We start from the raw sequence: 14,519 nt of genomic DNA on the forward strand, positions 1-14,519 counted from the left end.
GCGCATGAAAAATCACTATAAAAAAATCATGCATCGCTCGATCTTATCCAGTCTCTTCGTGGGCCTGTTGTCATTATCCGCCAATGCTGTCGCCGATGAGCAGCCGACAGACAAAGAAATTCTCAAGATTCAGACCATCGCCAGTTGCATCGATGATGTCTACTACCAGGGTGGTTACGAAGAAGGCGATACTGCTCGTATCGACTTAATCGATACCATGCTGGTGCTGTTTGAGTTACCCGCCTATGACGAAGAGTATCTGTATATGGATGTTCCATACGACGGCAAACTCTCATCTGAACTCTATTATCAATGTATTAGCGGTCAACGTGACATGCTGGATGAAGCTGCGGACAGCCTGGGCATCGCAGCTCACTAGTCAACCCTAATGTGAACGGGATACAAACGCGTGTCCCCATATCCTTCTGATTTCCCCCATTTCTATTTTCTGTATTTCATCTTTTTTCTATTTTTCTATAAAAATATCATACCGTTTATCCTCTGATATTTAACGCTTATCTGAAGCTGAAATTGCACCTTGAAAATCGATAATTTAAAAGCGTCACACTGGTCTTTGTGACTATTGTGCTTTTTATTAATTACTCATCAAAACTGGAAATTTACGATTTTAAAAAATTCGTTTAGTTTGGGTTACTAATAATTACATATCCATCCTAAGTCATTGATTTTTATAGTTAAAAAAATCGTGTAAATAAGGAAACCAAGAGTAACAATTGTTTAGTAGCTGTAATTTTAAGTGCTCTGATAGAGTTTGTTGTAACTCCTTGATCTAAAAATATTAATAGTGGAGACAACATAATGCCTTTCTCTATTCGCCCGTTAGCGGGTGTAACTGCTTTTTCTGCTCTGATGATGACAACAGGCGTACACGCCAATATGGGCACCATCGGCAATACCTATGGTCTGTTTCCGCAGGACGTAGCAACGACGCAGGCGCTTTCTATGTTCAACCAGGAAGTGTCGGCGACATATTACAACCCATCAAGACTGGTAAAAGATCAGCGTGGTGAGCTTTCTACCGGGCTTCTGCAGGCTGAAGCCAAGCTAGAGGCTGCGGGACCAGATCGTTCAGGTGATCTGCTGTCGCGAACGCCAACGGCATCGGTATTGCTGGGATTGAAAACTGACCTGTCGAAGCTAACGACCTTTGACCACCCGATGTTTTTAGGTGTTGTTATCGGCGTAGAGAATTACGGCTTCTCTCTACTTGAATTTCAGTCTGAGACCAGCGAAGGCGGGCAGTTTCTGGAATACGACCGCCAGCCTCTGTTTGTCAGTGTTGGTGGTGCTACCGAACTGTTCCGTGGCTTTAGCGGCGGCCTGTCTGCGCGGGCGACGTTAAATAACAATGCGACGCTGACAACCACGACTGACCTCGCAGGTAACACACAATACGAATCTTTGAATGTGCAGGCTGAGCCAGCCTTATCATTTACGCTCTCGAATACGCTTGATCTGGGTGAAATGTTCTGTCCGTATTACGACTGTGCCGTCACCGGGCTTGAGTTTGCTGTGGCATACCAACAGCGTTCTTACTCTCGCACCAAAGTAGAAGCAACGACGGTCATTCCGGGTCTTATTCCGGCCTCTGATCCCCTTAATTTCACCATTCAGACGTACGACTCTTTTCAGCCAACCACCATTACAGCAGGCACGCAGTTCGATCGGGGATCAATCCGCATTGGCGCGACGCTCGAATATCAGGAGTGGTCGACTCTCGAAGACCAGTTTTCAAGCGACACCATCAAAGATCAGGCCGGTGCCGAATTTGAAGACATCATGATTCCGCGGCTTGGCGCAGAGTATCGTTTGGGTGAGTCGTTCTCACTGTTGGGCGGCTTTTCTTATCGACCAACTGCGCTGAAAAGTACTCAGACCGTAGACGTAAACCTGTTTGATACAGATCGCTATATCGTTGGTGTAGGGCTGTCGGCCAAGGTGGGTAAGCAGATGTTCCTTGCTCATCCACTGCAGATTGACCTCGGCTATCAGCGTCAGGAGCTGGTCGACCGCGATTTTACCATTGCGAATTCCCGTCCTGGCACAGCCAATAATATTGAAGTGACTACCGGCGGTAGCGTGGATGTATTCAGCGGCTCTATCAGCCTGAAGTTCTGAGGAGGTCGACATGAAAAAGTCATTAATTATTGCATGTACATCACTCGCGTTAGCGGCGTGTGGTGATAAAGACACACAGACGCTGCTCGGCGGAACCATGGTCGAAGGGCCTGACGGTACTTTTCTTGCGCCGTTTTTAAGTGCGAGTGTCGAGTATTCGTATCCGGCTGACGGTCAGATTAATGTGCCACCTGTCACCGACCTTGTGCTCCGTTTTACCACCCCTGTAGATGATCCATTATTAGTTGAAAAACTGGTTCTGGTGGACGGCGATGGTAATAATGTCGCCATCAGGTCTGTGCGCAGTGTAGATGGCGGGCGCGGTATTGTCGCGACTCCTACACAAGAGCTTTCTCCGGGCGCTGATTACAGCCTGACGTTTGATGGTGTACTTGGCTCGGGCACCAATGCGATTGCAACGCCGAACGCAACTGGCCCTGAGGGAATCCAGTTTTCTACACGCCCGGAAGCAACCGGTCCTTTGTCGCTGACATCGGTGGATGATGATTTCGGTATTCTGGAATTATTGCCTGATGGCAGTAATTTTGAAGTGATGGATTTCTCCACATTCCGTTTTCTGTTTACGCAGCCTGTTGACCCTGAATCCATCGAATACGGCGTGAATGTACGACTCCTTGATGCCAATAATAATCTTGTGCCAGCTGACGTTATTCTTAAACACCAGTCATTAACGATTGATCCATGTACTGTCGCACTGGTGGCAGAATGCGGCAGCGAATCAGATCGACTGATTGCAGGTGAGGCTTATCGCCTTGAGCTTACAGGGGTACGGCCTCTGAATGATGATGGTACGACGGGCATCAATTACTCCCTTGATTTTGTGCCACGGGATACCACGCCAACATCCATTCTGATTCAGGATATTGTCGATTCAGAAAACTCAGAAATATCGCCGTTAAACGAAGGTCTGGTCAATGGGGTAGTGCTTAATTCGGTATTGCAGGGCGTCACTGATTTATCGCAGCAGACCGGCACTCTGAATGCAGAGCTGGCCTATGCGGTTAACTTCCCTGGCAATCAGCCCGTACCACTGCGCATTGCTCGCGGCAGTACGCTCATGAGTTCATCACTTGATGTAAAAATTAATGGCAATGTTCCTCTTCTGGATGCTGAAACAGGCCTTCCGCAGGAAACCGGGTCAGTTATTGTGACCTTTATTTCTGACGCTAACGGGTACCTGTACCCGAACCCTTACACCGATGACCCGGAAGCTCAGCGTCATATACGCTTATTTATGGATGTCAGTATGAATACCGCTGCAGCACAGCCAAATGCGTCGCTCTCGCAGGATTTAATGCGCGTCGAACTGGTTGGGTTGGCTCAGGTACGCAATGGTTTACTGGAAATCAATTCCATCGGTATTGTCGAACCTAATATTCTCGGTCAGGACGTTGGTAACGCCACCATCGCGTTTAAATTGCTTGCCGAAACGAACGACCAGATCGAACGCTTATTTGATCAGGAGCAGAATCAGGCGCCGAATACTCCGCCACGCCTCGTAAGCTGGGTGCCTGGCTTTGAGACCGCCATTCCGGCGACGCGTCAGTCGATGCAGCGCCCGGGTGATCCTATTATTCTGAATTTCGATCAGCCGCTGCGCCGACAGGCCGGAGAACTCGTCGTTATTGAAGAGAATGGCGTGCGGCTATCTGCTGAAAACGTGACCAGTGACATTGACGGAACCGTACTGACGGTACAGGTTCGTGGCGGTCTTAAACCTGCAGCGGAATACGTAGTCACTACGACCAGCCGCTTACAGAACCTTGAAGGGTCGCCAGCACTGGCTGACACACTGACGTTCAGTATGCCTGCAACACAGCAGACAGATCAGGAAATTAAAGTTTCGCCTCTGGCGCTGACGACGTATCCCGGCTTCCCGTGTGTATCAACAGCCACTCTGAGTGATATTTTTCCGCTGCCACCCGAGCAGCCAAATCACGGCCAGTGCGTCGTCTCTGAGAATACGCCTGCTGAAGTAGAAAATCAGACATTGCCATTAACTACGATGCCAGCTGATCGGCCGATCGCGGTTATTTTCTCGCAGGTGATGGATATTGATTCAATCAATCTGAATACCTCGTTTAAAGTTGAGCGAGTTAACGAAGACGGAGAAATTACCCCGGTGTCGGGTCGTCTTGAAAAGGCTCGTCAACGTATTCGTTTCTTCCCGGAAAATGCTTGGGAAGAAGGGCAGGTCTATCGTTACACAATGGCGTCAGCACATGCTGATTCGGTAAACGATACCGTATGTGATGAGCTGGATATCATCTGCTCAGATGCCGGTCTTCCACTGCAGACGGATCTTCTTGTCGACTCTGAAGATTTCGGCGGCCCGGATATGGTGATTTACTTCCGTGGCAGCGCTCCTCAAGAATCTATTTTTACGCCGCTGCGTAATTACCCTGTGCGAGATGCTAACGCCAATTACGTTGTCGATTGCGGGGAGCCATGCCTGGAACCATCAACCAGTCCGATAACGGCGTCAGGGGATGTCTTGCCGTCAGAGAATGCCGCAATCCTTACGGTAGTTAACGGAGAAGCAACGCTTCTCAACGAGACACTCTCACTGCCAGCACGTAATGGGTGTGATCCGCTCGGTGACGATTGCCCCGACAATAAGGCCGTATTCCAGACATTAGCCCTGAATACAGAGGTGATAGGGCCAACGGTCGATCCAGAAACCGGTCAGCAAGCCGTGAAAGTACACCTGTATCCCATGCTTCTGGCGACCACACCTACCAGTGTTTTTCTCCCAGTGCTGGGCGAGCAGACCACCGGCACACAAATCCTCCGTATGCGCTACACCACACCGACCGAAGACAACCCAATGGGGTTGGTGCCCGGTATGATTGTTACTGGCGATAACGGTCAGCCAATCTTCAAAACAGAGGTTACTCTGGCGCTGGATTCTCCTAACCTGGCGTTACCTGACGGTGGTGAAATACTCAGCCACAATCTTTACAACTATCCGCTGCCTTTGACGCTGGTGGGAGATATCACATTCTTTGATGATGGCCGGATGCAGATTGAACAGCGCAATCAGAACGTGCCACCAATTAACGTACTCGTGAACATTGATCTGGAGTCGGCACTTGGAGAAGTCGGTTCAACCGTGGGTGACCTGGTAAACGCGATCACTATCTTTACCGGAGATCTCACTGAGTCACTTGACCCTGTCACCTGTGGCGCAACCGATGTTCCTCTGCTGGGCATCCTTGCAGACGTTCTCTGCACAGAGAATGAGTCAGACGAAGTTGCTTCTCTCCTTATCCCTCTGGAAATACAGGAAGAAGATCTTTATCTGAACTTTATCTCACTGCCAATTAAAGAAGCGCCGGAGGTCAGACGGTAACGTCTGCGCCGGTTAATCTAATCCCTTTGTTCGGGGGCTGCGGGTTTGTTATACCGAGCCTCAAGCCCCCGAAATACATCCCGCCAGGTCAGAATACCTGCAATCTTATCTTCATCGTTGAGTATCGGCAGACAGGTGACGCCGTGTTGGTATATCAGCGATACCGCCTCCCGGATATTACTGCCTGCTTTGATGGTAACCGGGTTCCGACTCATAATCTGATGAGCCCTCTTATTAATCGTCGCCGTATCGTGCAAAGTCTCTGCAGGCGTACCAATGTAGGGGCTCACAGCCTTAAAGAAGTCGCGATCTGTAATCACCCCTCTTAACCGACCGTTTTCAGCGACCAGAACGTGATGAAAGCGTGTATTAATGAATATTTCCTGCAGCTTTGTCAGTTTGTCATCAAGATGCACGGTAACGACTTTGGTGGTCATCAAAGAATCGACAATCATAGGGACCTCCTGCCTATCAAACCTCTGTCAGATGAGTTTAGCACTCACCAGCGAAAGTGACTGATGACCCGACGTATCTACTTGGCCCGCTGGGTGGCGGCACGTTTCTAGCAGCTTGTGTAGGATGTTTCACAAATCTGAAGCACTGGGGCGTTACACTCAGTGGTTTTATTGCAATCTTGGTCTGGAGACAGAAGATGAAAAAGCTCGCATTGATGGCGCTGGCCGTACATTTACCCGCCTATGGCATGTCCTGGTTTCCAGAGGAACCTGAAGAGCCGGTCGTTGAGGTGCCAGAAGGCGCAGTTTCTTTTATCGCCATCGGTGACACCGGTACGGGCGAAGAAAAGCAGTATAAGGTTGCCGCAGCCATGAAGGCAGTCTGTGATGAACTAGGCTGTGATTTTGCACTGGGGCTGGGTGACAACATTTATGAAACTGGTGTTGATTCAGTCGATGATGTTCAGTTTATCGATAAATTCGAAAAGCCGTATGCAGACGTTGATTTCCCGTTCTATATGACGCTTGGTAACCACGATAACGGCTGGTTGAGTGGCGATGGCCTCGACAATGATAAAGGCGAGTTTCAGGTCGATTATCACTACGCCGAAGAGCGCATGAGTGAAAAGTGGAACATGCCAGCACGCTATTACTCGTTTACGGCGCCGCTGGAATCAGAGTCACCAATAGTGACTTTCTTTTCACTCGATTCAAATCCGTTGGCAGCGGTATCTGATCCTGACCCAGAGTATCGTCAGTTTAAGTACTACCGGGTTCAGGAAGAGTGGATCGAAGCTGAAAAAAAATCTGCGACGACACCCTGGAAAATTGCGTTTTCCCATCACCCGTATATCTCAAATGGCCGTCACGGCAACGCTGGCTGGTACGATGGTGTTCCTGCTTTCGGATACGCTTTTTATGACTTTGTAGGCGACAATTTATGCGGCGATTTTGATCTGATGATTTCTGGTCATGATCATGACCTTCAGATTCTGCCTCCGGTTGACCGCTGTGACGGTATGACTCAGATAGTGTCAGGTGCTGGTGCCAAGCAGCGTCCACTTGACGATGTTAATCGTAACCCAGCTGAGTTTCAGCAGGGTGATGTTCTGGGTTTTATGCATTTATACATTGAAGGAAATGAACTGATAGTCCGCGTGTATACAGTTGATGAAGTGACTGGAGAACACACGCTGGCGCACAGCTATCAACTGATGCGAGATTGATTTACTCACTTGCTGATACATGTAAAAAGCCACTGGCAGCCTGTCAGTGGCTTTTAATTTTTAATCATGCTGCAAACGTTACCGCCCCAGAAGTTGGTTCAGACAGTTCGCATAGGGCTCAGTGCCTCGATACTTCTCACCGACCTCGCGTACCGCTTTACTAAGCAGCAAGTCGGCATCTACCGGGCCGATTGCCTCGCAGCAGCCGATGTAGGTGAAGTTAATCAGCTTACGTGCATCCCTGATTTCGAGTGGGGTATGAACGGCTGAGACCGAAATATCCGGTTGTTCAAACATAGCCACAGCTGCTGGCTGCAATTTCTTCTTCTGAGCAGCGCTGAGCACATACGATTTAATGGTGCGTATCTGATCTGAGCGCAAGCGGCTAAACAGCATATTAACTACTTCGGCGACCAGACTGTTCTGCGGTGCCGTATCTGAGTTCTTCTGGAATTGCGAAGGCCTGGAGGCAGTTTGCTGAGGCCGACGGGTCTCTTCTTTGATCACCGGCTCAGAAGGCGTAAACGAAGTTTCTGCATCGTCTGCTGAATTCATCCAGTTGATGGGGTCAGGCTTCAGATCAGATTCGTTAGCAGCCATGACCATGCGCACCAGACGACTGAGAATCTCAAGGCGATTCTGCTGAATACCAGGCACATCCCGGCACGCGCCCAGGAACTGATTCAGTTCATAACGCGAGCGTTCAGAAAATTCCGCTTGCCATAGGATCATAACCTGGCGAAGTTCTTCGCCAGCAATATAGTCCGACAAAATCGTAAACACGATGCGACGTTTAATATCAGGGCTCATGCTTATGGCTCCTGACGGAATGTGATGTTTTGCTGGAACTCTGGATAACCGACTTCATTGTGCTCGGTACAATCGAGGCCCATCTGCTCGTGTTCCTTCGAAGAACGTAGGCCGATCATAAAGCGAATCAGCGTGAACACCAGCAGCGACAGCGGGAAGGCCCAGAGGAAGGCAGTGATGACACCAATGGCCTGAGTCGCAACACGCTGAGTATCGAACATGTCGCCAGCGAAAAAGAGCCCCGCGGCAATCGTGCCCCAGGCACCGGCGAAACCATGCACGGGAATTGCTGAAACAACATCGTCGAGTTTCCAACGAAGCATCAGGTCCTGACCCAGAGTTGCAATCACACCACTGACAGCGCCTGTGACGATGGCGAATGGCGGTTCCATCGTTGCGCAACCCGCGGTGATCCCGACCAGTCCTGCGAGGCTACCATTAACTGTGGTCGTTAAAAGAATCGGACGCTGCAACAGAGCAGATAATAGAATCGCACCGCCGGCTCCAGCCGCGGCGGAAAGGTGAGTGTTAAGAATAATACCGCCAATATTTTCTGACGCAGATAATGCACTGCCGCCATTAAAGCCAAACCAGCCGAACCAGAGGATGAAGCCACCCAGTGCAACCAGAGATAAATTGTGGCCCGGAATATTCCGTACTCTGCCCGAATTATCAAAACGGCCGGTACGGGCGCCAACCGCAATGACCCCCGCAAGTGCACACCATGCGCCCAAAGAGTGCACAACGGTAGAGCCTGCAAAATCAATAAAGCCCAGTTCGGCAAGCCAGCCCTGACCGCCGTAACTTCCGCCCCAGACCCAGCTTCCGAACACAGGATAAATAAAGGTGACGATGGCCGCTGCAGATAATAAATAGGCGGTATAGCGAGTGCGTTCGGCCATGGCACCACTGCAGATAGTGACAGCGGTCGCAGCGAACATGGTCTGGAATAATAAGAAGGTGAAGTCCCAGTTGCTGCCTTCGGATAAGCCGAAGGCCGTGGTACCAAAGAAACCTGTGGGGTTGTAGCCAAACATAATGCCGAAGCCAACGGCCCAGAACAAAAGACTACCGATACAGACATCGATGTAGTTTTTCATCATTACGTTAATCGCGTTTTTCGCGCGCGACATGCCGCTTTCAAGCAAGGCAAAGCCTGCCTGCATAAAAAAGACAAGGGTGGCGGAAACCAGTATCCAGACGATATCCGTGCTAGTTATTCCGGTATCGGCGTGAGCGATACCGGGGATCAGAGTAAGCGACAGGAGTATCGCTGGGAGAATGTACATGTAGCTAAGCCTATGTTTCTTATAAAGTTTCTCCTGCTTGATTGGCAAGTGTCGTGCCATCTATTTATATCTTTGTAATTAACGGCAGGTTATGTGTCGCAGCTCAGCAGCGATGGGCCTTCAGCGACAGGATGGAAATTATATGGAAAGGGGATTTAAACCGCTTTTACGATATTGGTGCGTGTGTGTTTAGTATTGATGCGCCAGGCTGATCGAAAATAGTGCAAGGAAACAACACTGTGGGGCACGATTATTATTCACCTCGTAACGCTTCAATCGGGCCCAGGCGTGATGATTTATACGCAGGCCAGATACCTGAAATTAGCCCGGTGATTACGGCCACAGCGATGGCCAGTCCGAGTGTCGAAAACTGAATCTGAACCGGAAAGGCCGGGGCCAATAGGCTTAACAGGGCAACGACAACGGCTGTGATAACGATACCGATAAAAGCACCGAATAATGAGAGCATGACGGCCTCGCCCAAAAAGAGACTGAGCAGCTGCCGTCGCGGACAACCAATGGCTCGCAGTAACCCGATCTCTGCGGTGCGCTCGGTCAGGTTGGTCGTCATGATGGTGAAGATACCCACGCCGCCGACTAATAAAGAAATCCCACCCAAAGCCGCGACGCCTATGGTCAGGATGCCGAGAATGCGGTTCATGCTACTGAGCATTTCATCCTGGCTGGTCAGGGTGAAGTCTTCCTGGCCGTGGCGTTTTATCATCATCGCTTTTATGCGCTCAAGCATCTGGCTGGATGTTGTGCCCTCAGAGAACACGACATCCACTTCCATTAAGCCTTCGCGATTAAAAAGCGTAAGAGCACGATCCGCAGGAATGTACGCCATATCATCAAGATCAACCCCCAGTGTTGAGCCTTTGGGTTGCATCACACCAATGACCCGATAACGCTGGCCACCAATGCGGATAAACTTCCCGAGCGGGTTTTCACTGCGAAACAGCTCTCGGTATAAGGTGTTGCCTATCACTGTAACAGCAGGGCTATTGCCGCCGGTGTCGGGCAGAAACTTTCCCATCGCCAGAGGGAAATCCCAGGCCTGATTAAAATCAGAGGTCGTACCGAGAATCTCTGTACTACGAACGCGCTCGCCATAACGTACAGGCCCCGAGCCCTGAACATTTGATACCACCCATTCGCTCCCGGTAATTCTCGCTAAGGCTTCTGCGTCATCGAGGGTCAGTAATCGCACCGAGCTGATTAACCCTCCGGCCATACCGGCGGTTTCGCTGTGGCCCGGCGTAATCGCAATAATACGAGTGCCAAATTGTGAGAAGCTATCCAGAACATATTGGCGAACGCCGTGCCCGAGTGTGGTTAACAGCGTGACTGCGGCAATACCAATGGCGATGCCGAGCGCAGTTAATACGCTTTTGCCCGGCTGGCTGGTGACAGGTGAGGTAGCAAGGCGAAGCCAGTCGTCAGGTCTGATCATTTATATTTCCCTCGCAGCAACGTCTACCACAGTTATTTCCCTGCCTGAGCTTGCAGTGCCAACACGGGTGGTAGCTTTGCGGCTTTCTGCGCCGGTATCCAGGAGAAGAGAATACCCGCAATGGCAGACACACTAATCGCCGATACGCTGGCCCACAACGGGGTTGCGAAGGGCACTTCCGGAAATTTAAACCTAAGGCCCCAAAGAATAAACTCTGCGATCAACATGCCGAGTACAGCGCCACTGGTGGCGAGTAACGTGGCTTCGGTAATAAACAACAAGCGGACTTCTTTTGATGACGCCCCGAGTGCTTTTAGCAACCCAATTTCAGCCCGGCGCTGAGCTACGCCGATGAGTGTCATATTCATAATTAAAACTCCTGCAACTAACAGGCTGATGGCCGCAATACCGGCGACAGCAAAGGTCATGATTAACAGTACATTATTGAAGGCACTGAGCAGGCTGTCGGGCGTAACAATCGTAATATCCAGCTGGCCGTCGTGGCGTAGCTTCATTTGCTGCTCAACGGCTGTGGTCATGGCTGGTACAGCATCAATGTTCTCAATCTGAATCATTACCCTGAACAGACCTTCGGTATTAAAGATCTGCATAGCGTTATCTACGGGCAAGATCAGCGCGTTGCTCATATCGAAGCCGAAACCCGTTCCCGAGTCAGTGAGTACGCCCGTCACGCGGCAGCGATAATCCGCGACATTTATCCATTGCCCCAGCGCGCGTTTCGGGCCGAATAAATCATCCCTCAGGGTTGCCCCTAAAATACATTCCGAGCGGCTACGGCTACCTTCGCGAGTGGTAAACGCCTGCCCCTGGTTGAACGCGAGATCCCGAATACTGAAGAAATCCTGAGTTGTCCCGAGAACTAAACTATCGCGGCTCAACCCTGAAATGCTCAAGCGGCTGGTGCCCACAACGATCGGTGCAATACGCTCGACACCGGAAACTCGCATGAGGCTTTGGGCATCTTCAAGCGTGATATCACGGGTGCCTTCGCCGGTTAATGGCGGTAGGCCGCCGGTGGTTTCTTTTCGGCCGGGCAGCATGACTAACACATCGTTGCCGAGGCTTGCGAACTCGGCCATCACGAACCGTCGTCCGCCTTCGCCAATGCCGGTCAGCAACACCACTGCCAATACACCAATGGCCATAGCCACTAACTGCATGGTGGTACGAAAACGCGTTCGTGTCAGTGAGCGCAGGGTAAAGGTGAAGTGATCCTGCAGGCGGATCATAGGGCGGGCTCTTCTGATGGGCTCATGGCGAATGTATCGTCGCTGACGATGGCGCCGTCCACCATACGTAAACGTCGCTTTGCGCGCTGGCCGAGTGCCATGTCGTGCGTAACCACCATTAAGGTAACGCCCTGAGCATTTAATTCTTCCAGCAGCTCAACTACGTCGGCGCCCGAATGAGTATCAAGATTACCGGTAGGTTCGTCGGCGAGCAGCAGCGGTGCCTGCATAATAATGGCGCGGCCTATCGCCACGCGCTGGCGCTGTCCGCCAGACAACTGCTCTGGTTTATGATCGGCGCGCTCTGTTAACCCTAAGCGTTGAATAACAGGTGCTAAGCGTTTACGGCGTTCTGCTGGAGGAATACCTGCCAGCACCATAGGCAGCTCCATATTTTCACGGGCACTCAGGCGCGGTACTAAGTGGTAAGACTGAAACACAAAACCAATGTGGTCACGGCGATAACCCGCGCGCGCTTCCTCGCTCATGGGTACGGTGTCTTCGCCCGCGAGCCAGTACTCGCCCTCATCGGGCACATCCAACAGGCCCAGCATATTCAACAGTGTCGACTTGCCCGAACCAGACGGCCCCATCACTGAAATATATTCGCCTTGCGTAATATCCAGACTGATATCATTAAGCGCATGCACTGTCTGGTCACCGAGCTGAAAGCGACGATGTACTCCGCGAACTTTAATGGCCCGGCCTTCATTGCCTCAGTCATGAACAATAGTATCCAGCACGCGCACGGTGCGGCCGTCTGTCAGGTCGCTCTGGCCGGGTTCGTTGATGATCAGGTCATCTTCATTCACTCCACCGATGACTTCACTCCAGGTCCAGTTAGTCAGGCCCAGTTCTACCTGCTGCTTAACGGCGTGACCGTCTTTGGCGATCATCACATGATCCGTGTCGATTAACAGCTCGGTAGGAAGCCGCAGGGTGTTGTCAGAGGTTGCTGTAATAACCTCGATATCGGCGCTGTAACCAATCAACAGATGGGTGCCGTCAGGGAGTTCGTTGAGGCGCACATCAACATCCACCGTACGGGCCTGTTTCTCTTCATCCTGAATATAAGGCGATATACGCGAGACATGACCATCAAAGGTGCGGTCGCCGAAGGCATCCAGCGTAACGCGCACTGGCATATCCAGAGCTACCTGAGCCGCATCTACCTCATCAATCGGCGCCTGCACGTAAAAACAATCAGGGTTGATCAGATCAATGGCGGGTGGTGTGGCTACGCCCGGCGGCGACGGTGTCGCGTATTCACCAATCTCGGCGTTCACCTCAGCAATAATGCCAGCGAAGGGAGCGCGTAACTGGGTTTGTGCAAAACGAGCTTTCTGCAGATCCAGACTGGCAGACGCCTGAGTAATCAGGGTTTCTTGTTGTTTGCATGAAAGCTCGCTGATGGTTGCCGCGGTTTCTGCTCGGTCTAACTGCTCAGACGATGCCATCTGGCGCTTATGAAGATCATGAATGCGGCGTTCTTCACGCTTGTCCGATTGCGCCTGTGTACAAGTAGCCTCGTGCGAAAGCTTAGCAGTATCCAGCTGCGCCTCAGCAGTCGCCAGAGTGGCGCGAATGTCTTCGTTCCAGAGCTCCATCAAAGGCGCGCCAGCTTCAACTTTATCGCCCTGAGCAACATAAAGAACACTTACCTGGCCACCAAGGGGCAACGATAAGCGCGAGCGCTGGCAAGCCTTAACCGTGCCTGAGCGGGTATTGGCGACACTGGCTTCGACCAAGCCGACAGAGGCCTGCGACACCGTGACATCAAGCGGACTCTCAGGCCAGAAGCGCACAGCGGCTATACCTGCGCCAATCAACACAATAGGAATCAGAAGTTTAGGAGAGGGGAGACTCATAATGGCCCTCGTAGGTCAGTGACCGTGAATTTCCGTATACGCCATAACATATAGAGTGGGCGGGGGATGGGCAATGACATGCGTCAGGTCTGGTTGATATACAGCGCATTCCTGGCGCTACGGTAAAAGAAAAAAGGCATCGCCTGATACCAGGCTGATGGACCATCTAAGAATGTAAAGAGGTACTGTTTTTATGTACAGTATATTTTGCGTTTTTCCAGTAAGTCTGGCACGCTTTACATTCGAGGTTGCGCGTTATCTCAGAGCGGGGTAACGTAAACCGTAATCGAATCAACGACTTGCCTGCTTGGTTTACAAGTTTATGTGCGTAGGACTATCGAAATAACAGGCGTGCGCGTTTTTCTGTAAGGGAGATTGGAGGTATGGAAGATTCTTCAATGCGATCAATAGCTTATCCTGTAAACCTCGAAAGAGTGTTTCAGGATAAACGCGCATGCACACTAACAAGCTGTTAGGGTTCATTGATGTCACGGAAAGAGTTCGCGAAGAGAATTAATTCGGATGAAATTGCAGGTAGAGTTATTCGTCTGTGTGCAGTATTTGAAGATAGATTGAATTTCCTCCTTGTTGAGTACTTTGCTGATCTTGCCCCGATAAAACGGACACCAAAGTCAAACTGACGAGGTGTCCAATGC

Annotated in this window: 11 protein-coding genes; 4 read left to right on the top strand and 7 right to left on the bottom strand. The window is 50.8% G+C overall.

Annotated elements, in window-relative coordinates; all coding sequences use genetic code 11:
• Positions 1 to 4: 4 nt before the first annotated feature.
• The 3 genes from AC5E51_RS14095 (at position 5) to AC5E51_RS14105 (ending at position 5,512) form a co-directional block, all read left to right on the top strand.
• Complete coding sequence (locus AC5E51_RS14095) at positions 5 to 379, top strand: hypothetical protein (protein WP_273090867.1); 375 nt, start codon at positions 5 to 7, stop codon at positions 377 to 379.
• A 440-nt stretch (positions 380 to 819) separates the two neighbouring features.
• Positions 820 to 2,139 (top strand): outer membrane protein transport protein, encoded by a 1,320-nt coding sequence (locus tag AC5E51_RS14100; protein WP_068441534.1) that lies wholly within the window; start codon positions 820 to 822, stop codon positions 2,137 to 2,139.
• A 10-nt stretch (positions 2,140 to 2,149) separates the two neighbouring features.
• The gene (locus AC5E51_RS14105; RefSeq protein WP_068441536.1) at positions 2,150 to 5,512 is read left to right on the top strand and encodes an Ig-like domain-containing domain; all 3,363 of its coding nucleotides are present in this window, start codon (positions 2,150 to 2,152) and stop codon (positions 5,510 to 5,512) included.
• 17 nt (positions 5,513 to 5,529) lie between these two features.
• Here the strand turns inward: AC5E51_RS14105 and AC5E51_RS14110 are convergent, their stop codons facing one another.
• Complete coding sequence (locus tag AC5E51_RS14110) at positions 5,530 to 5,967, bottom strand: CBS domain-containing protein (RefSeq protein WP_297534104.1); 438 nt, start codon at positions 5,965 to 5,967, stop codon at positions 5,530 to 5,532.
• Between the two features lie 197 nt (positions 5,968 to 6,164).
• On the opposite strand from AC5E51_RS14110, the gene AC5E51_RS14115 reads away from it, so the two are divergent.
• Complete coding sequence (locus AC5E51_RS14115; RefSeq protein WP_297534102.1) at positions 6,165 to 7,193, top strand: metallophosphoesterase; 1,029 nt, start codon at positions 6,165 to 6,167, stop codon at positions 7,191 to 7,193.
• 78 nt (positions 7,194 to 7,271) lie between these two features.
• On the opposite strand, the gene AC5E51_RS14120 is transcribed toward AC5E51_RS14115, so the two are convergent.
• From AC5E51_RS14120 to AC5E51_RS14145, 6 genes are all read right to left on the bottom strand, one after another.
• Positions 7,272 to 8,003 (bottom strand): hypothetical protein, encoded by a 732-nt coding sequence (locus tag AC5E51_RS14120; protein WP_301387719.1) that lies wholly within the window; start codon positions 8,001 to 8,003, stop codon positions 7,272 to 7,274.
• A 2-nt stretch (positions 8,004 to 8,005) separates the two neighbouring features.
• Positions 8,006 to 9,292 (bottom strand): ammonium transporter, encoded by a 1,287-nt coding sequence (locus tag AC5E51_RS14125; RefSeq protein ID WP_491778730.1) that lies wholly within the window; start codon positions 9,290 to 9,292, stop codon positions 8,006 to 8,008.
• A 253-nt stretch (positions 9,293 to 9,545) separates the two neighbouring features.
• Positions 9,546 to 10,745 carry an ABC transporter permease gene (locus tag AC5E51_RS14130; protein WP_488046817.1) on the bottom strand — a complete coding sequence of 400 codons (1,200 nt, stop codon included), beginning with the start codon at positions 10,743 to 10,745 and terminating at the stop codon, positions 9,546 to 9,548.
• 32 nt (positions 10,746 to 10,777) lie between these two features.
• On the bottom strand, positions 10,778 to 11,995 hold the full coding sequence (locus AC5E51_RS14135) for an ABC transporter permease (RefSeq protein WP_491778731.1): 1,218 nt from the start codon (positions 11,993 to 11,995) through the stop codon (positions 10,778 to 10,780).
• Complete coding sequence (locus tag AC5E51_RS14140) at positions 11,992 to 12,645, bottom strand: ABC transporter ATP-binding protein (protein ID WP_491778732.1); 654 nt, start codon at positions 12,643 to 12,645, stop codon at positions 11,992 to 11,994. The genes AC5E51_RS14135 and AC5E51_RS14140 overlap by 4 nt, the downstream gene beginning before the upstream one ends.
• A gap of 66 nt (positions 12,646 to 12,711) precedes the next feature.
• Entirely contained in the window at positions 12,712 to 13,863 is a 1,152-nt protein-coding gene (locus AC5E51_RS14145; protein WP_491778733.1) for an efflux RND transporter periplasmic adaptor subunit, read from the bottom strand.
• Positions 13,864 to 14,519 lie beyond the last annotated feature (656 nt).

This window comes from Thalassolituus sp. (assembly GCF_984348125.1).